Source organism: Nissabacter archeti (assembly GCF_018257325.1).
Classification (GTDB): Bacteria; Pseudomonadota; Gammaproteobacteria; order Enterobacterales; family Enterobacteriaceae; genus Chimaeribacter; species Chimaeribacter arupi.
The window spans coordinates 57,950-76,374 of the sequence record NZ_JAERKB010000012.1; the positions used below are offsets into that span (position 1 = coordinate 57,950).

At 63.9% G+C, this 18,425-nt stretch carries 14 protein-coding genes and 1 riboswitch; of the genes, 11 read left to right on the forward strand and 3 right to left on the reverse strand.

Annotated elements, in window-relative coordinates:
* Positions 1 to 54 precede the first annotated feature (54 nt).
* The 11 genes from JK232_RS16900 (at position 55) to gutQ (ending at position 16,308) form a co-directional block, all read left to right on the forward strand.
* A complete protein-coding gene (locus tag JK232_RS16900; protein WP_101857735.1) occupies positions 55 to 1,320 on the forward strand; it encodes an MdtA/MuxA family multidrug efflux RND transporter periplasmic adaptor subunit in 1,266 nt (421 codons plus the stop codon).
* A complete protein-coding gene (locus JK232_RS16905; RefSeq protein ID WP_212589435.1) occupies positions 1,320 to 4,439 on the forward strand; it encodes an MdtB/MuxB family multidrug efflux RND transporter permease subunit in 3,120 nt (1,039 codons plus the stop codon). Before JK232_RS16900 ends, JK232_RS16905 begins: the two co-directional genes overlap by 1 nt.
* Complete coding sequence (gene mdtC / locus JK232_RS16910) at positions 4,436 to 7,531, forward strand: multidrug efflux RND transporter permease subunit MdtC (protein ID WP_212589436.1); 3,096 nt, start codon at positions 4,436 to 4,438, stop codon at positions 7,529 to 7,531. The genes JK232_RS16905 and mdtC overlap by 4 nt, the downstream gene beginning before the upstream one ends.
* Before the next feature lie 4 nt (positions 7,532 to 7,535).
* Positions 7,536 to 8,969: a multidrug transporter subunit MdtD gene (gene mdtD / locus JK232_RS16915; protein ID WP_101828713.1), complete on the forward strand. Its 1,434-nt coding sequence runs from the start codon at positions 7,536 to 7,538 to the stop codon at positions 8,967 to 8,969.
* The gene (gene baeS, locus JK232_RS16920; RefSeq protein WP_072930286.1) at positions 8,966 to 10,351 is read left to right on the forward strand and encodes an envelope stress sensor histidine kinase BaeS; all 1,386 of its coding nucleotides are present in this window, start codon (positions 8,966 to 8,968) and stop codon (positions 10,349 to 10,351) included. The genes mdtD and baeS overlap by 4 nt, the downstream gene beginning before the upstream one ends.
* A complete protein-coding gene (gene baeR / locus JK232_RS16925; RefSeq protein ID WP_101828712.1) occupies positions 10,348 to 11,061 on the forward strand; it encodes an envelope stress response regulator BaeR in 714 nt (237 codons plus the stop codon). Before baeS ends, baeR begins: the two co-directional genes overlap by 4 nt.
* 198 nt (positions 11,062 to 11,259) lie before the next feature.
* Complete coding sequence (locus JK232_RS16930) at positions 11,260 to 11,598, forward strand: YegP family protein (protein WP_072930283.1); 339 nt, start codon at positions 11,260 to 11,262, stop codon at positions 11,596 to 11,598.
* A gap of 170 nt (positions 11,599 to 11,768) precedes the next feature.
* Positions 11,769 to 13,127, forward strand: coding sequence for a prephenate-dependent tRNA uridine(34) hydroxylase TrhP (trhP, locus tag JK232_RS16935; RefSeq protein WP_101828711.1), 1,359 nt, complete (start codon positions 11,769 to 11,771; stop codon positions 13,125 to 13,127).
* Between the two features lie 488 nt (positions 13,128 to 13,615).
* Positions 13,616 to 14,515: a lipid kinase YegS gene (gene yegS, locus JK232_RS16940; protein ID WP_072930278.1), complete on the forward strand. Its 900-nt coding sequence runs from the start codon at positions 13,616 to 13,618 to the stop codon at positions 14,513 to 14,515.
* A 75-nt stretch (positions 14,516 to 14,590) separates the two neighbouring features.
* Positions 14,591 to 15,271, forward strand: coding sequence for a GntR family transcriptional regulator (locus tag JK232_RS16945; protein ID WP_101828710.1), 681 nt, complete (start codon positions 14,591 to 14,593; stop codon positions 15,269 to 15,271).
* 65 nt (positions 15,272 to 15,336) lie between these two features.
* Complete coding sequence (gene gutQ, locus JK232_RS16950) at positions 15,337 to 16,308, forward strand: arabinose-5-phosphate isomerase GutQ (RefSeq protein WP_072930274.1); 972 nt, start codon at positions 15,337 to 15,339, stop codon at positions 16,306 to 16,308.
* Between the two features lie 25 nt (positions 16,309 to 16,333).
* Here the strand turns inward: gutQ and thiD are convergent, their stop codons facing one another.
* The 3 genes from thiD to JK232_RS22950 form a co-directional block, all read right to left on the reverse strand.
* Positions 16,334 to 17,134: a bifunctional hydroxymethylpyrimidine kinase/phosphomethylpyrimidine kinase gene (thiD, locus tag JK232_RS16955; protein WP_212589437.1), complete on the reverse strand. Its 801-nt coding sequence runs from the start codon at positions 17,132 to 17,134 to the stop codon at positions 16,334 to 16,336.
* Positions 17,131 to 17,937 carry a hydroxyethylthiazole kinase gene (gene thiM, locus JK232_RS16960; protein ID WP_072930269.1) on the reverse strand — a complete coding sequence of 269 codons (807 nt, stop codon included), beginning with the start codon at positions 17,935 to 17,937 and terminating at the stop codon, positions 17,131 to 17,133. The genes thiD and thiM overlap by 4 nt, the downstream gene beginning before the upstream one ends.
* Before the next feature lie 37 nt (positions 17,938 to 17,974).
* A riboswitch (TPP riboswitch) is annotated at positions 17,975 to 18,066 on the reverse strand.
* A 212-nt stretch (positions 18,067 to 18,278) separates the two neighbouring features.
* Positions 18,279 to 18,413, reverse strand: coding sequence for a hypothetical protein (locus tag JK232_RS22950; RefSeq protein ID WP_276327362.1), 135 nt, complete (start codon positions 18,411 to 18,413; stop codon positions 18,279 to 18,281).
* Positions 18,414 to 18,425: the final 12 nt, after the last annotated feature.

Sequence of the window (18,425 nt, forward strand, 5' to 3'; positions counted from 1 at the left end):
ATCCCCTGAATCGGTTCGCCTGGACTCTGAACAACGGAGATTATGTTCACTCCTATGAATGCTTCCCAAAAACGACGTATTCCCCTGCGCCGCCTGCTGGTCTGGCTGGTGGTGTTACTGGCGGCGTTTGCTGCCTGGCATTTTTTTATCGCTGAACCGCCTGCCGATCAGAACGCGACAAACCGGCCACAGGGCCGCGGCGGCCGCCATCAGGCCGCGCCGCCGCCGGTGCAGGCCGCCCTCGCTACCACCCAGAGCGTGCCGCACTACCTCACCGGGCTGGGCACCGTGACCGCCGCCAATACCGTGACGGTGAAAAGCCGGGTGGACGGCGAGTTGATGGCGCTGCACTTCACCGAAGGGCAGCAGGTCAAGGCCGGGCAACTGCTGGCAGAAATTGACCCGCGCCCCTATCAGGTGGCGCTGACGCAGGCCGAGGGGCAACTGGCGAAAGATCAGGCGACGCTGGCCAATGCCCGGCAAGACCTGGCGCGTTACCAGAAACTCGGCAAAACCAACCTGATCTCCCAGCAGGAGCTGGATGCCCAGCAGTCGCTGGTGCGGGAGAGCGAAGGCAGCGTCAAAGCTGACCAGGGCGCGGTAGCCAGCGCCCGGCTCCAGCTGGACTACAGCCGCATCACTGCGCCGATTGATGGCCGCGTCGGGCTGAAACAGGTCGACATCGGCAACTATATTACCAGCGGCGACACCACCGGGCTGGTGATCCTGACCCAGACCCGCCCGATTGATGTGGTGTTCACCCTGCCGGAAGACACCATCCCGACCCTGCTGCGGGCGCAGCAATCGGGCCGCCCGGTGCCGGTCGAGGCGTGGGATCGCACCAATACCGTGAAAGTGGCGGAAGGCGCGCTGCTGAGCCTCGATAACCAGATTGATGCCACCACCGGCACCATCAAAATCAAGGCGCGCTTCAGCAATGATGACGGCATGTTGTTCCCCAACCAGTTCGTGAATGCGCGGGTGAAGGTGAACACCGTGGCCGATGCCGTGGTGGTGCCGGCCGCCGCCATCCAGATGGGCAATGACGGCAACTACGTCTGGGTGCTGGACGCCCAGAACCAGGTGAGCAAGCACATCGTCACGCTGGGCACCCAGGACAGCCGGCAGGTGGTGATCGCCGCCGGGCTGAGCGCCGGGGCGCGGGTGGTGACAGATGGCCTCGACCGCCTGAAAGAGGGGCTGAAAGTCGAGGTGCTGAGCAACGATGAGGCCGCGCCCCACGCCGCGGCACCGGCTGACGCTGCACCAACGGGCCGCCGGCACCCGCGTAACCCAGCGGCCGCCGGGGGGCATTCCTGATGCAGGTGATGCCCCCGGACCACACCGGCGGCCCGTCCCGCCAGTTTATCCTGCGCCCGGTCGCCACCACCTTGCTGATGGTGGCGATCCTGCTGGCCGGGATTATCGGCTACCGCGCCCTGCCGGTGTCGGCGCTGCCGCAGGTGGACTACCCCACCATGCAGGTGGTGACGCTCTACCCCGGTGCCAGCCCGGACGTCACCACCTCGGCGGTGACTGCGCCGCTGGAGCACCAGTTCGGCCAGATGTCCGGCCTGAAAACCATGTCATCGCAAAGCTCAGGCGGCGCGTCGGTGATTACCCTCCAGTTCCAGCTGACGCTGCCGCTGGACGTGGCGGAACAGGAGGTGCAGGCCGCGATTAACGCCGCCACCAACCTGCTGCCGGACGATCTCCCCTATCCGCCGATCTACAGCAAAGTGAACCCGGCTGACCCGCCGATCATGACGCTGGCGCTGACGTCCGATGCCCTGCCGATGACGCAGGTCGAGGACATGGCCGAAACCCGTGTGGCGCAGAAAATGTCGCAGGTCAGCGGCGTCGGGCTGGTGACCCTCTCCGGCGGCCAGCGCCCGGCCGTACGGGTGGAGATGAATGCCGCTGCCGTGGCAGCGCGCGGGCTGGACAGCGAAGTCATCCGCACCGCCATCAGCAACGCCAACGTCAACTCCGCCAAAGGCAGCCTGGACGGCCCGGCGCGCTCGGTGACGCTGGCCGCCAATGACCAGATGAAATCCGCTGAGGATTACCGCCAACTGATCATCGCCTACCAGAACGGCGCGCCGGTGCGGCTCGGCGAGGTCGCGACGATTCACCAGGGGGCGGAAAACAGCAAACTGGCCGCCTGGGCCGATACCAAACCGGCGATTGTGCTGAATGTGCAGCGCCAGCCGGGGGCCAACGTGCTGACCACGGCGGACAGCATCCGCGCGCTGCTGCCGTCACTGCGCGCCGGCCTGCCCGCCTCGGTGGAGGTGACGCTGGTCACCGACCGCACCACGGCGATCCGCGCCTCGGTCAGTGATGTGCAGTTTGAATTGCTGCTGTCGATCGCGCTGGTGGTGATGGTGATTTACCTGTTCCTGCGCAACGCCGCCGCCACGCTTATCCCCAGCATTGCGGTGCCGCTGTCACTGATCGGCACCTTTGCCGCGATGTATTTCCTCGGCTTTTCGATCAACAACCTGACGCTGATGGCGCTGACCATCGCCACCGGCTTTGTGGTGGATGACGCGATCGTGGTGATTGAGAACATCTCGCGCTACATCGAACGCGGCGACCCGCCGCTCACGGCGGCGCTGAAAGGGGCGGGCGAGATCGGGTTCACCATTATCTCGCTGACTTTCTCACTGATTGCGGTGCTGATCCCGCTGCTGTTTATGGGCGACATCGTCGGGCGGTTGTTCCGCGAATTTGCGGTAACGCTGGCGGTGGCGATCCTGATTTCGGCGGTGGTGTCCCTGACGCTGACGCCGATGATGTGCGCGCGGATGCTGAGCCACGAGGCGCTGCGCAAGCAGAACCGTTTCTCACGCGCCAGCGAACGCTTTTTTGACCGGGTGATTGCAGGCTACGGCCGGATGCTGAAGGGGGTGCTCGGCCACCCGTGGCTGACGCTGGGCGTGGCGATCTCTACCCTGCTGCTGACCGCCCTGCTCTACCTGCTGATCCCCAAAGGCTTTTTCCCGGTGCAGGACAACGGCCTGATCCAGGGCACGCTGGAAGCGCCGCAGTCGGTCTCGTTCAGCAACATGGCCACGCGCCAGCAACAGGTCGCGGCGATCCTGCTGCGTGACCCGGCCGTCGCCGGGCTGACCTCGTTTGTCGGCGTGGACGGCACCAACGCCACGCTGAACACCGGCCGGTTGCAGATCACCCTGAAACCGCTGGAGGAGCGTGATGACCGGGTAGACACCATTATCCCGCGCCTGCAACAGGCGGTGGCGGGCGTGCCGGGTGTGCGGCTCTACCTGCAACCGGTGCAGGATCTCACCATCGATACGCAGGTCAACCGTACCCAGTACCAGTTCACCTTGCAGGCGATGTCGCTGGAATCCCTGAGCGAATGGGTGCCGCAACTGCTGGAAAAACTGGAACAGGCCCCCGAACTCCAGGAAGTGAGCAGCGACTGGCAGGACAAGGGGCCGGTGGCGTACGTCAACATCGACCGCGACAGCGCCAGCCGCCTCGGCATCAGCATGGCGGACATCGACAACGCGCTCTACAACGCCTTCGGCCAGCGGCTGGTTTCCACCATCTACACCCAGGCGAACCAGTACCGGGTGGTGCTGGGGCAGGACACCACCCACACGCCGGGGCTGGCGGCGCTGGGTGAGGTCTGGCTCAACGGCAGTGACGGCAACCGTGTGCCGCTCAGCAGCATCGCACGGGTTGAGCAGCGTTTCGGGCCGCTGTCTGTCAACCATCAGGACCAGTTGCCGTCGGCGATGATCTCCTTCAACGTCAGCCCCGGCTATGCGCTGGGTGATGCGGTGCAGGCGGTGACGCAGGCGGAGCAGCAGCTCAACCTGCCCGAGGACATCACCACCCGCTTCCAGGGGGCGACGCTGGCGTTCCAGGCAGCCCTCGGCAGCACGCTGTGGCTGATTCTGGCGGCGGTGGTGACGATGTACATCGTGCTCGGCGTACTCTATGAGAGCTTTATCCACCCGGTGACCATCCTCTCCACGCTGCCGACTGCCGGGGTCGGCGCGTTGCTGGCGCTGATGCTGGCAGGCAGCGCGCTGGATGTGATCGCGATTATCGGCATCATCCTGCTGATCGGCATTGTGAAGAAGAACGCCATCATGATGATCGACTTCGCGCTGGCGGCGGAACGCGACCAGGGCATGACGCCCTACGAGGCGATCTACCAGGCGTGCCTGCTGCGCTTCCGGCCGATTCTGATGACCACGCTGGCGGCGCTGCTCGGTGCGCTGCCGCTGATGCTGGCTACCGGCGTCGGCGCGGAGTTGCGCCGCCCGCTCGGCATCTGCATGGTGGGCGGGCTGATAGTCAGCCAGGTGCTGACGCTGTTTACCACACCGGTTATCTACCTGTTGTTTGACCGGCTGGCGCGCCGCGCCCGCCCGCACCCGCAGGAGCCGCGCCCACAGTGAAATTTTTTGCCCTGTTTATCCATCGCCCGGTGGCGACCACCCTGCTGACGGCGGCAATTGTGCTGGCCGGGCTGCTGGGGTTCCTCCGGCTGCCGGTGTCGCCGCTGCCGGCGGTGGACTACCCGGTGATCCAGGTCACCGCCTCGCTGCCCGGTGCCTCGCCGGAGACCATGGCGTCATCGGTGGCGACGCCGCTGGAGCGGGCGCTGGGGCGCATTGCCGGCATCAATGAGATGACCTCGCGCAGTTCGCTCGGCAGCACCACCATCGTGATGCAGTTTGACCTCGACCGGAACATCGACGGCGCCGCGCGGGATGTGCAGGCGGCGCTGAATGCCGCGCAGAGCCTGCTGCCGAGCGGGATGCCGAACCGGCCGACCTACCGCAAGGCCAACCCTTCCGATGCGCCGGTGATGATCCTGACACTGACCTCCGACACCTACAGCCCGGTGCAGATGTATGACGTCGCCAGCACCCGGCTGGTGCAGAAAATCGCCCAGATTGAAGGGGTCGGGGATGTCACGGTGGGCGGCAGCTCGCTGCCTGCGGTGCGGGTGGCGCTCAACCCGCAGGCGCTGTTCAACCAGGGCGTGTCGCTGGATGAGGTGCGCGAGGCGATTAGCCAGGCCAACGTGCGCAAACCGCAGGGCGCGGTGGAGTCCGGCGACCGGCGCTGGCAGTTGCAGGCCAATGACGCCCTGACCGAGGCGCGCGACTACCAGCCGCTGATTGTGCACTACCACAACGGCGCGGCAGTGCGGTTGCAGGACGTGGCGCAGGTGCAGGACGGCTCGCAGGATGTGCACAACGCCGGGATGAGCAACGCCAAACCGGCGGTGCTCATCCTGGTGCGGCGCACGGCGGACGCCAACATCATCGCCACCGTAGACCGGGTGCGGGCGGCGCTGCCTGCGCTGCGCCAGGCAGTGCCTGCCACCATGACGCTGGCGGTGGCGCAGGACAGATCGCCCACCATCCGTGCCTCGCTGCATGAGGTGGAGCAGTCGCTGATTATCGCGGTGGCGCTGGTGATCCTGGTGGTGTTCCTGTTCCTGCGTTCGGGCCGTGCCACGTTTATCCCGGCGGTGGCGGTGCCGGTGTCGCTGATCGGTACCTTTGCCGCCATGTATCTGTGCGGCTTCAGCCTGAATAACCTGTCGCTGATGGCGCTGACCATCGCCACCGGCTTTGTGGTGGATGACGCCATCGTGGTGCTGGAGAATATCGCCCGCCACATTGAGTCAGGCATGAAACCGCTGCCCGCGGCGCTGCTGGGGGTGAAAGAGGTCGGCTTTACCGTGCTGTCGATGAGCGTTTCGCTGGTGGCGGTGTTTATCCCGCTGCTGCTGATGGAGGGGCTGCCGGGGCGGCTGTTCCATGAGTTTGCCGTGACGCTGTCGGTGGCGATCGGGCTGTCGCTGGTGGTCTCCCTGACGCTGACGCCGATGATGTGCGCGCGCATCCTGCGGCCGCAGCCCCCGGCCTGGCCGGGGATGCCGCACCCGGAACCGCGCGGCGTCACCCGCTGGCTCAACCGGCTGCAACAGGCGTACGGCCGTTCGCTGAACCGGGTGCTGAACCATGCGCGGCTGGTGGGGCTGCTGTTGCTGGCGACCATCGGGCTGACGGTGTGGCTCTATATCAGCATCCCGAAAACCTTCTTCCCGGAGCAGGACACCGGCCGGTTGCTCGGCTACATCCAGGGCGACCAGAGCATCTCGTTCCGCGCGATGCGCCATAAGCTGGAAGATTTTATGACGATTGTCGGCGCGGATCCGGCGGTCGAGAGTGTCACCGGCTTTACCGGCAACCGCATCAACGTCGGCTCGATGTACATTTCGCTCAAACCGCTCGGCGAACGCCGCGAGAGCGCGCAGCAGGTGATTGCCCGGCTGCGCGTCAAGCTGGCGAAAGAGCCGGGGGCCAGCCTGTTCCTGGTGCCGGTGCAGGACATCCGCGTCGGCGCGCGGCAGTCCAACGCCGGGTACCAGTTCACCCTGCTGGCCGACGAGCTGAACGACCTGCGCACCTGGGAGCCGCAGGTACGGGCAGCGCTGGCGAAACTGCCGGAGCTGGAGGATGTGAACTCCGACCAGGAGGACAGCGGCGCAGAGCTGGGGCTGATTTATGACCGCGACGCGATGGCACGGCTCGGCATCAGCGTGGCGGATGCCAACGCGCTGTTGAATAACGCCTTCGGCCAGCGCCAGATTTCCACCATTTATCAACCGCTTAATCAGTACAAAGTGGTGATGGAAGTGGCCGCCGCCTATAACCAGGACGTCAGCGCGCTTGACCAGATGTTCGTCACCAACAGCGACGGCAAGCCGGTGCCGCTCTCCTACTTTGCCCGCTGGCAACCGGCCAACGCGCCGCTGTCGGTGAGCCACCAGGGGTTGTCGGCCGCCTCGACCATCTCGTTTAACCTGCCGGACGGCGTCAGCCTGTCGGATGCCACCGCCGCGGTGCAGCGCACCATGACGGAACTTCGGGTGCCGCCCACGGTGCGCGGCCAGTTCGCCGGCACGGCGCAGGTGTTCCAGGAGACGCAGCGCTCGCAGGTGCTGCTTATCCTCGCGGCCATCGCCACCATCTACATTGTGCTGGGGGTGCTGTATGAGAGTTACGTCCACCCGCTGACCATCCTCTCCACCCTGCCCTCCGCCGGGCTGGGCGCGCTGCTGGCGCTGGAGGCGTTCGATACGCCGTTCAGCCTGATTGCACTGATAGGGGTGTTGCTGTTGATCGGCATCGTGAAAAAGAATGCAATAATGATGGTCGATTTCGCGCTGGAGGCGCAGCGGCGCGGCCACCTCACCGCGCGCGAGGCGATTTTCCAGGCCAGCCTGCTGCGTTTCCGGCCGATTCTGATGACCACCCTGGCGGCGCTGTTCGGCGCGCTGCCGCTGGCGCTGACCCAGGGCGACGGCGCAGAGCTGCGCCAGCCGCTGGGCATAACCATCGTCGGCGGCCTGCTGGTCAGCCAGGTGCTGACCCTCTACACCACGCCGGTGGTCTACCTGTTTTTTGATCGCCTGCGCAGCCGGTTGCGCCCGGCCGCCGCGATCCCACGTCCTCAGGAGGAGAACTGACCCAATGCCCGCCTATTCCCCCGCTGTCCGCTGGCAACTGTGGATTGTCGCCTTTGGCTTTTTCATGCAGACGCTCGACACCACCATTGTGATCACCGCCCTGCCCTCGATGGCCACCAGCCTGGGCGAAAGCCCGCTGCATATGCATACGGTGATTGTGGCGTATGTGATGACGGTGGCGGTGATGCTGCCCGCCAGCGGTTGGCTGGCGGATCGCATCGGCGTGAAGTGGGTGTTTTTCGCGGCGATTGTGCTGTTCACCCTCGGGTCGCTGTTCTGCGCCGCCTCCGGCACCCTGAACCAGCTGGTGCTGGCACGGGTTGTCCAGGGCATCGGCGGGGCGATGATGGTGCCGGTCGGGCGGCTGACGGTGCTGAAGATCGTGCCGCGCGAGCAGTATATGGCCGCGATGACGTTCGTGACCCTGCCGGGGCAGATTGGCCCGCTGCTCGGCCCGGCGCTCGGCGGCTTTCTGGTGGAGTATGCCAGCTGGCACTGGATCTTCCTGATTAACCTGCCGGTGGGGATTGCCGGGGCGGTGGCGACGCTGATGCTGATGCCGAACCACACGCTGAAGACCCGCCGTTTCGACCTGCGCGGCTTTGTGCTGCTGGCGGTGGCGATGGCGACCCTGACGCTGGCGCTCGACGGCCAGCGCGCGCTGGGGCTGAGTGCCGCGGATCTCGGCTGGCTGGTGTTTGCCGGCGCGGCAGCGCTGCTGGCGTATTGGCAGTATGCGCACCTCAACCCGGCGGCGCTGTTCCCGATGCGCCTGTTCCGCACCCCGACCTATAAAATCGGCCTTACCGGCAGCCTGCTCGGGCGGCTCGGCAGCGGCATGTTGCCGTTTATGACGCCGGTGTTTTTACAGGTCGGGCTGGGCTTTTCCCCGTTCCACGCCGGGCTGATGATGGTGCCGATGGTGCTCGGCAGCATGAGCATGAAACGCATCGTGGTGCGGGTGGTGAGCCGCTTTGGCTACCGCCGCGCGCTGGTGGTGTCCACGCTGCTGCTGGCCGTGGCCAGCCTGCTGACCCCGGCGGTGGGGCTGGCCGGGTGGACTTTGCTTATCCCGGTGACGCTGTTTTTGCTCGGTATGGTCAACTCGCTGCGCTTCTCCAGCATGAACACCCTGACGCTGAAAGATCTGCCGAACCGGCTGGCAAGCAGCGGCAACAGTTTGCTGTCGATGGTGATGCAATTGTCGATGAGCCTCGGCGTCAGCGCGGCGGGCATCCTGCTGGGTGCATTTATGCAGCATGACAGCGCCGCGGCGCTGACCGGCTCACCGGAAGTGCAGCGGGCGTTTATTTTCACCTACCTTTGCCTCGCGGTGATCATCGCCCTGCCGGCGCTGATTTTCCACCGTGTGCCGGACACCGCCGCCCCGGTCAGCGCCGGGCAACCCCGTCATACCCGCAACACGGAGTCCTCATGAGAATCGGCATTACCGGCAAGCTGTTCCTGGCGATTTTTGCCGCCTGTATGCTGGTGTTGATCACCATGCACTGGGGCGTGCGCCTGAGTTTTGAGCACGGCTTTATTGACTACATCCGCCACGGCAACGAGCAGCGGATCGAGATGATTGGCGAGTCGCTGGAGGATCAGTACCAGGAGCACGGCAGCTGGACGTTCCTGCGCAAAGACAACAAAGTGATTTACCGGATGCTGCGCTCCTTCGAGCAGAACGAGGAGGAGAACCCCAACCTGCCGCCGCACGGCTGGCGCACCCAGTTCTGGGTGCTGGATGAGCAGGGAAAACCGCTGGTGGGGCCGCGTTCGCCGGTGCCGCCGGAGGGGATGCAGCGGCCGATCCGGGTGGATGGGCGGCAGGTCGGGATGCTGGTCTCCTCACCGGTGGAGCGGCTGACGCGCAACACCGACATCAGCTTTGACCGCCAGCAACGGCGCACCAGCTGGATGATCGCCGCGTTCTCGGCGCTGCTGGCGGCCGCGGCCACCTGGCTGCTGTCACGCGGGATGCTGGCACCGGTAAAACGGCTGGTCAACGGCACCCACCGGCTGGCCGCCGGGGATTTCTCCACGCGGGTGGAAGTGGATTCGCAGGATGAGCTGGGCAAGCTGGCGCATGATTTCAACCTGCTGGCCACCACGCTTGAGAAAAACGAGCAGATGCGCCGCGCCTTTATGGCGGATATTTCCCATGAGCTGCGCACCCCGCTGGCGGTGCTGCGCGGTGAGATGGAGGCGATGCAGGACGGCGTGCGCCGCCTCAGCCCGGAGTCGCTGCTCTCTTTGCAGGCGGAAGTCGCGATCCTCACCAAACTGGTGGATGACCTGCACCAGCTCTCGCTGTCGGATGCCGGGGCGCTGGCTTACCGCAAAGAGCCGGTGGACGCGGTGCACCTGGCCCAGCTGGCGGAAGCGGCGTTCCGCGAGCGTTTCAACGGCAAACAGCTGACCATCGCCAGCAGCCTGCCGCCGCAGGCGATCGTCTTCGGCGACCCAGACCGGCTGACCCAATTGTTCAATAACCTGCTGGAGAACAGCCTGCGCTACACTGATCCGGGTGGCAGGCTGCTGATCCGCGGTGAAAAGCAGGAGAAAAGCCTGCTGCTCTATTTTGAAGACAGCGCGCCCGGCCTGAGCGACGATCAGCTGGGGCGGATATTTGAGCGTTTTTACCGCACGGAAGGCTCGCGCAACCGCGCCAGCGGCGGCTCCGGGCTGGGGCTGGCGATCTGCCAGAATATTGTGGATGCCCACGGCGGCAGTATCCGCGCGGCCCATTCCCCACTGGGCGGTATTTCACTCTGTGTGCGCCTGCCGCTAATTAACCCTGCTGAAGGACTACGATGAACGACCATCACAGCGATACCCCGCTGCAAATCATGATTGTGGAAGATGAACCGAAACTGGGCCAGTTGCTGGTGGATTACCTGGATGCCGCCGGGTACCAGACCCGCTGGCTGACACACGGTGACGAGGTCGTCCCGGCGGTGAAAAGCCAGCCCCCGGCGATGATCCTGCTGGATTTGATGCTGCCCGGTACTGACGGCCTGACCATCTGCCGTGAGATCCGCCGCTTCTCCGAGGTGCCGATCATGATGGTGACGGCCAAAATCGAGGAGATCGACCGCCTGCTGGGGCTGGAGATCGGCGCGGATGACTACATCTGCAAACCCTACAGCCCGCGCGAAGTGGTGGCCCGGGTGAAAACCATTCTGCGCCGCTGCCTGCGGGTGCAGGAAGCCCCGGCGGACGCCTACGCGCTGCGCATTGACGAGGCGCGTTTTCAGGCGGTGTACCAGGGTGAAGTCCTCGATTTGACCCCGGCGGAGTTCCGCCTGCTGAAAACGCTGGCGATGCAGCCCGGCCACGTCTTTTCCCGCGAGCAGCTGCTCAACCACCTCTATGATGATTACCGGGTGGTGACTGACCGCACTATCGACAGCCATATCAAAAACCTGCGCCGCAAACTCGAGGCAATCGACGGTGAAAAGCCGTTTATCCGTGCGGTGTATGGCGTGGGCTATCGCTGGGAAGCGGACGCCTGCCATCTGGAATAGCCCGCCGCCCCCTGGATGAACCGGCTAAAAACAGGGAGTAACCGGCTGTTTCCGGCCGGTTGCGCGCCCTCTATGACAGAATTCTGACCATGATCACATCTTTTTATCAAAGGCGTAACTGGTCACTTTTTGATCATGCCGGTCGAATTCCGCTTGGCTACACTTGGTCGGAGTATTCTGAAAGAGGAGACCCCTACCATGGCAGACGGGCATTATGAGATTAAAAAAGCCAAAAACGGACGCTACCATTTTGAACTGAAAGCCGGCAACGGCGAGATCATTCTTAACAGCGAGATGTACGCCAGCAAAGCCTCGGCAGAGAACGGCATCAGTTCCGTGCAGACCAATGCGCAGGATGAGGCGCAATATGAAGTGAAACACAGCAACAACAATCAGCCCTATTTCGTGCTTAAAGCCAAAAACTATCAGGTGATTGGCATAAGCGAGCTGTACAGTTCCGAAAGCGCGGCGCGCAACGGCATCAAATCCGCCACGCGGCACGGCACCAGCACCGACATCCGGGACCTGACCCACTGATCCTTCCCTCTTATGCCCCCCTGCGCGCCGGCTGCCGGCATTGCACCGGCGCGCGCATCCGCCTACAATTCCGGCCTTAGTCTTTTTGCGGGTATTTCCCCCGTGGTTTCCTGTTTTATGTTCCCTGCGCCCTGCGGCGCAGCCTGACCTGTCATCAGAAGAGCCGTATCATGTCATCAACATCCTTTACCCCCGAGCTGCTGTCGCCTGCCGGCACGCTGAAAAATATGCGTTATGCCTTCGCCTACGGTGCCGACGCGGTGTATGCCGGGCAGCCGCGCTACAGCCTGCGGGTGCGCAACAATGAGTTTAACCACGAGAACCTGGCACTCGGCATCCGCGAGGCGCACGCGCTGGGCAAAAAGTTTTATGTGGTGGTGAACATCGCCCCGCATAACGCCAAGCTGAAAACCTTCCTGCAAGACCTGCAACCGGTGGTGGAAATGGGGCCGGATGCGTTGATCATGTCCGATCCGGGGTTGATCATGCTGGTGCGCGAGGCGTTCCCGCAGATGCCGGTGCACCTGTCGGTGCAGGCGAACGCCGTGAACTGGGCCACGGTAAAATTCTGGCAGCAGATGGGGCTGACCAGGGTGATCCTGTCACGCGAGCTGGCGCTGGAAGAGATCGCGGAGATCCGCCGCCAGGTGCCGGAGATGGAGCTGGAAGTCTTCGTGCACGGCGCGCTCTGCATGGCCTATTCCGGGCGCTGCCTGCTGTCGGGCTATATCAACAAACGTGACCCGAACCAAGGCACCTGCACCAACGCCTGCCGCTGGGAATATAACGTGCAGGAAGGCAAAGAGGATGACGTGGGCAACATCGTCCACCAGCATGAACCGATTGCCGTGCAGCAGGTGGAGCCGACGCTCGGCATCGGCGCGCCGACTGACCGGGTGTTTATGCTGGCGGAGCGCCAGCGCCCGGACGAGGCGATGTCCGCGTTTGAGGATGAGCACGGCACCTACATCATGAACTCCAAAGATCTGCGCGCCATCCAGCATGTTGACCAGCTGACGAAACTGGGCGTGCACTCGCTGAAAATTGAGGGGCGCACCAAATCCTTCTACTACTGCGCCCGCACCGCGCAGGTTTACCGCCGGGCGATTGATGACGCCGTGGCCGGCAAGCCGTTCGACCCAACGCTGCTCACCACACTGGAAGGGCTGGCGCACCGCGGCTACACCGAAGGGTTCCTGCGCCGCCATACCCATGATGAGAAGCAGAACTACGCCTATGGGCATTCGATGTCCGATCGCCAGCAGTTTGTCGGTGAGTTTACCGGCGAGCGCCGGGAAGGCTGGGCCGAAGTGGCGGTCAAAAACCGTTTCCTGCGCGGTGACAGCGTGGAGCTGATGACCCCGGCCGGGAATCTGGTGTTTACCCTGGAGACGATCCGCAACCAGAAAGGGGAGGACGTGGACGTCGCGCCGGGTGACGGGCATATCGTCTGGGTGCCGGTGCCGGACAGCCTCGATACCCGGTTTGCCCTGCTGTTGCGTAACCTGCCGCACAGCGCGGCCAAATAGCCGTAACAGGCATCCGGCTTTTTAATGGTTTTTAGAATCCGATCACATCAATAGGCTGTATTGATGCGTACTATCTGGGGCGCTAATTAAGAATCAAAAACAGCTTTACTGATATTCAGGAACCACCTCCTTCGCCGGACCAATCTCCCTTGGCCCGGCTTTTTCTTTTTTATCAGGAGGTTGAAATTAATACAATAAAAAGGGCGGCATATTTCATTTCTGCCTTTCATTGACTATTTCTTTCATTATGGGCGGGCCGTTTTCTCTTTTTTGCTGTTATAAAAAACATCGGGAAATAAAAAAGGATGATTTATCTTCTTTTTTTCTCTTTTATTCGCCGCTTTTTTCCGCTATTGCTTTAGCCCTAAGATTTATCTGCTTTATTTTGGCCGCCGGATCGCCAGTACCGGCCTGCGGCCGTTCTGGTTTATCTTATACTCAGTCTGGGGCATGGTGCCCGTGGTCCGCTTTACAGCCGGGAGTTTGCGATGTCAGAATCATCAGTCAATGTACTGATCCTCAATGGAAAAGGGGCGGGGAACGACGATCTCCGCCAGGCGGTCAATGCCCTGCGTCAGGATGGCGTGACCCTGCATGTCCGCGTGACCTGGGAACAGGGCGACGCCGGGCGGTTTGTGGCAGAGGCCGCAGCCCTCGGCGCAGACACAGTGATTGCCGGTGGCGGTGACGGCACCATCAATGAAATCGCTACCGCGCTCTACCAGGTTTCCCCGGCGCAGCGCCCGGCGCTCGGCATCGTGCCGCTCGGCACCGCCAATGACTTCGCCACCGCCTGCGCCATCCCGGACACGATGGAAAACGCGCTGCAACTGGCCGTGAAAGGCCACGCTTACGCCATCGACCTGGTGAAGGTGAACCAGGATCGCTTCTTCATCAACATGGCCACCGGCGGCTTCGGCACCCGCATCACCACGGAAACCCCGGAGAGGCTGAAGTCCGCGCTCGGCGGCGTTTCCTACCTGCTGCATGGCCTGATGCGCATGGATACCCTGAAAGCAGACCACTGTGTGATAACCGGGCCGGATTTTCGCTGGGAAGGTGACGCGCTGGTGATCGGCATCGGCAACGGCAAGCAGGCGGGCGGCGGCCAGGCGCTCTGCCCGGAAGCGCTGATCAATGACCGCCTGCTGCAACTGCGGCTGTTTACCTCGGAAGAGCTGGTGCCGGCCTTCCTGCGCAGTATGCTGAACGGCGAAGAGAACCAGAATGTTGTCTCCGCAGCGCTGCCGTGGCTGGAGATCGACGCGCCGCATGAAATGACGTTCAACCTCGACGGCGAGCCGCTGAGCGACACCCATTTCCGCATTGACGTGCTGCCGGAGGCGATCGCCTGCCGCCTGCCGCCCAACTGCCCGCTGCTGGGGTAATGCCCCCGCAATGATCCCTGCTATCGCCCCGTGTTACACTGCGGGGCATCGTCCCTAGCTGAGCCGCTCTGCCTTATGCCGTCTGAACTTCTGAATAGCGTTCCCGTTAACCAGCAGATTTATCGCCTGCTGCGTCAGGATATTATCGACTGTAGCATCGCACCCGGCACCCTGCTGTCGGAGAAGGAGATCTCGCTGCGTTTCAGCGTGTCCCGCCAGCCGGTGCGCGAGGCGTTTATCAAGCTGGCAGAGGCCGGACTGGTGCAGATTTTGCCGCAGCGCGGCACCTTTGTACGTAAGATCTCGGCCAAACAGGTGGCCGATGCGCGCTTTATCCGGCAGGCGCTGGAGTGCGCCATTGTGCGCCGGGCCGCAGAGATGATCACCGACGCACAGATCCAGCAACTGGAACACAACCTGAACCGTCAGGCGCTGGCCGCGGCCGGTGGGCAGACGCGCGAATTCCTGGCGCTCGACGACCAGTTCCACCAGTTGCTGACGCGGATCGCCGACTGCGCGCTGGCCTGGGAAACCATTGAGTCGATCAAAGCGACGATGGATCGGGTGCGTTTTCTCAGCCTCAGCAAGGTGTCGCCGCCGGAGAGCCTGATCGCCCAGCATCAGGAGATCGTCTCCGCCCTTAAAGCGCGCGATGCCGACACCGCCGAAGCGGCGATCCGCCGGCACCTTCAGGAGTTGATCTACTCGATAACGCCGATTGCGGAACAAAACAGCGACTGGTTCGGCGCGCTGTAACGCGGCCGGACTGCCCTGGGCGTCATGGTGTACGTGATGCCCCCCACGTTCACAGGAACCCTGCAATGCAAGAACCTCACCCGCTGCTGGCCTTTGCCCGCGAAACCCTGGAGATTGAACTCACCGAGGCGCAGCGCCTGCTGGCCCGGCTGGACGGGCAGTTTGTGCGCGCCTGCGAGCTGCTGCTGGACTGCACCGGCAAGGCGGTGGTTTCCGGCATCGGCAAGTCCGGCCACATCGGCAAGAAGATCGCCGCGTCGCTGGCCAGTACCGGCACCCCGGCCTTTTTCGTCCATCCGGCGGAAGCCCTGCACGGCGATCTCGGCATGATCGGCCGCGGGGATGTGATGATCTTTATCTCCTATTCCGGGCGTGCCAAAGAGCTGGACCTGATCCTGCCGCTGCTGGCGGAGAACGGCACACCGGTAATTGCCATCACCGGCGGGCTGGCCTCGCCGCTGGCGCAGCAGGCGGCCTGCGTGCTGGACATCAGCGTTGAGCGCGAAGCCTGCCCGATGGGGCTGGCACCGACCTCCAGCGCCGTCAATACCCTGATGATGGGCGATGCGCTGGCGATGGCGTTGATGCGCCAGCGCGGGTTCGGCGCGGAGGATTTCGCCCGTTCCCACCCCGGCGGCAGCCTGGGCGCCCGCCTTCTGAACCGCGTGCACCACCTGATGCGCACCGGCGAACGTATTCCGCAGGTACGCAGTGATGCCACCGTGATGGAGGCGATGCTGGAGCTGAGCCGCACCGGCCTGGGTCTGGTGGCAGTATGTGATGAACAACAACGGGTGCTCGGCGTGTTCACCGACGGCGACCTGCGGCGCTGGCTGGTGGGCGGCCACACGCTGCAACAGCCGCTGCTGCCCGCCGTGACCCGCCCCGGTTTCCTGCTGCCGGCCCAATGGCGCGCCGGGGAAGCGCTGGAAGCGTTGCACGCCAACCATATCGGTGCCGCCCCGGTGGTGGATGTGAACGGCACGCTGGTGGGCGCGCTCAACCTGCACGACCTGCATCAGGCCGGGATTGGCTGACCGCCTTTTTTGCTGACGGTGCGCCTTACCACCAGGCGTGGAAATGGTGCACCGGGCCGATACCCTGCCCCACTTCCAGGGTGTCGGCCTGCTCCAGCGCCCGTTGCAGATAGGCTTTCGCCGCCTGCACCGTTGCGGCCCAGTCCTGATGGCGCGGCCGCAGCGCCGCCAGCGCGGCGGAGAGCGTGCAGCCGGTGCCGTGGGTGTGGCGGGTTGCCACACGCGGCGCGGTAAAACGCTGCTCGTGGTCGCGGGTAAACAGCCAGTCCGGGCTTTCGCTTTCGCTGAGGTGCCCGCCCTTCATCAGCACCGCCTGACACCCCATGCCCAGCAGTTCCCGCCCCTGTTGGCGCATCTCGGTTTCATTGCGTGCCGGGGCACATGCCAGCAACGCCGCGGCTTCCGGCAGGTTCGGGGTAATCAGCGACACCTGCGGCAACAACCGGCGGCGGATCGCCTCTACCGCGTCCGGGGTCAGCAGCGGGTCACCGCTTTTCGCCAGCATCACCGTGTCCAGCACCACATACGGCACCGGATAATGCGCCAGCCGTTCCGCCACCGCCGCCACCACTTCACTGTTGGCTAACATGCCGATTTTGGCGCTGTCGATGCGCACATCACTCAGCACCGAGTCGAGTTGCGCGGCCACGAAACCGGGGTCGATGTGGTAGACCGACTGCACCCCCCGGGTATTTTGCGCCACCAGCGCAGTAATCACGCTGGTGCCGTAGGCAGCCAGGGCAGAGAACGCTTTGAGGTCCGCCTGGATGCCCGCGCCGCCGCTCGGGTCAGTACCGGCGATGGTCAGGGCGTTAATGCGCGTCATACCCCGCCCTCCATCTGCTGATACACCTCATCCAGCAGCCGCGGCAACACACTGCCCGGCCCGTTGGCCTGCGCGGTCGCCCGCTCCCCGGCGCGCGCCATCAGGGCGCAGGCGGCAGCCACCCGATCCCGCCGTGGCCCCTCCAGCGCACAAAAACCGGCCACCAGCGCCGACAGCGCACAGCCGGTGCCGACCACCCGCGTCATCAGCGGATGGCCGCCGGGGATCGCCCAGGTTTCCTGCCCGTCCGTGACGTAGTCCACCCGGCCGGTGACCGCCACCACCGCGCCGGTCTGTTGCGCCAGTTCACGGGCGGCGGGCAGCGCCTGTAAGGAGTCATCCCCGCTGTCAACGCCGCGCCCCAGCGCCGGTTGGCCGCAGAGCGCCAGAATTTCCGAGGCATTGGCGCGGATCGCCGCCGGGCGCAGGGCCAGTAATTGGTGGGCAAACGTTGTGCGGTAAGTCAGCGCACCGACGCCCACCGGGTCGAGCGTCCAGGGCGTACCGGCGGCATTGGCACTCTCAATCGCGGCCAGCATACTCTCTGCGCGGGCCTGGTTCAGGGTGCCGAGGTTTATCAGCAACGCATCGGCCAGCGCGCTGAACTGGGCGGCTTCCTGCGGCTCCACCACCATCGCGGGCGAGGCCCCGGCGGCCAGCAGCAGGTTGGCCGTCACAGACTGTACTACTTCATTGGTCAGGCAGTGCACCAGCGGCGCTCGGCGGCGGAACTGCGCCCAGGACTCAACAGCACGCTCAACAGGAAAGGTCGCCGGAACGGCGGGATCGGCAGGGAATAACATGGTGATTCTCCTTACCGGCGTGAAAGAAGGCGATGCCGGTAAGGCAACGTGACTTCCCTACGCTGGCATTATCCAGGTCAGGTAATACGGGTAAAGTCTCAGCCCTTACGGGCACCCCGAGTCATGGTTTGATATTCAAACGCGGCACCAGCATAAGCACCGGGCGGGCAGGTTGCAAATCGGAATAAACAATTGGGTTATGGGGAAGCAGCGGCCACAGGCTACGGGAATCACGTTAACAGTTCGCTGACCAGGGCTTTTACCCTTTCACCCATGCAGAGCTATTTTATATGCGCGTCGCTGCCAAAAAAGCGCCCGGCGGGCGCTTGTACAAGGGCGCGCTACGGCGCTTTTTTCTTCTTTTTCGACGGCGTGTTGATGGTTTCGGTTACGGTCGATTTCGGCCGTTTTTTGGCTTCGCCGGGTTCCACAAACTGGCCGGTTTCGGTGTCTCGCACCACTTTTCGGGTTCCCATAATCACCTCATC

Excerpts from the sequence above, each read along its gene's own strand:
- JK232_RS16900 (WP_101857735.1), top strand. The coding sequence starts at position 55 with ATGAATGCTTCCCAAAAACGACGTATTCCCCTGCGCCGCCTGCTGGTC.
- JK232_RS16905 (WP_212589435.1), top strand. The coding sequence starts at position 1,320 with ATGCAGGTGATGCCCCCGGACCACACCGGCGGCCCGTCCCGCCAGTTT.
- mdtD (WP_101828713.1), top strand. The coding sequence starts at position 7,536 with ATGCCCGCCTATTCCCCCGCTGTCCGCTGGCAACTGTGGATTGTCGCC.
- baeS (WP_072930286.1), top strand. The coding sequence starts at position 8,966 with ATGAGAATCGGCATTACCGGCAAGCTGTTCCTGGCGATTTTTGCCGCC.
- baeR (WP_101828712.1), top strand. The coding sequence starts at position 10,348 with ATGAACGACCATCACAGCGATACCCCGCTGCAAATCATGATTGTGGAA.
- JK232_RS16930 (WP_072930283.1), top strand. The coding sequence starts at position 11,260 with ATGGCAGACGGGCATTATGAGATTAAAAAAGCCAAAAACGGACGCTAC.
- trhP (WP_101828711.1), top strand. The coding sequence starts at position 11,769 with ATGTCATCAACATCCTTTACCCCCGAGCTGCTGTCGCCTGCCGGCACG.
- yegS (WP_072930278.1), top strand. The coding sequence starts at position 13,616 with ATGTCAGAATCATCAGTCAATGTACTGATCCTCAATGGAAAAGGGGCG.
- JK232_RS16945 (WP_101828710.1), top strand. The coding sequence starts at position 14,591 with ATGCCGTCTGAACTTCTGAATAGCGTTCCCGTTAACCAGCAGATTTAT.
- gutQ (WP_072930274.1), top strand. The coding sequence starts at position 15,337 with ATGCAAGAACCTCACCCGCTGCTGGCCTTTGCCCGCGAAACCCTGGAG.
- thiD (WP_212589437.1), bottom strand. The coding sequence starts at position 17,134 with ATGACGCGCATTAACGCCCTGACCATCGCCGGTACTGACCCGAGCGGC.
- thiM (WP_072930269.1), bottom strand. The coding sequence starts at position 17,937 with ATGTTATTCCCTGCCGATCCCGCCGTTCCGGCGACCTTTCCTGTTGAG.
- JK232_RS22950 (WP_276327362.1), bottom strand. The coding sequence starts at position 18,413 with ATGGGAACCCGAAAAGTGGTGCGAGACACCGAAACCGGCCAGTTTGTG.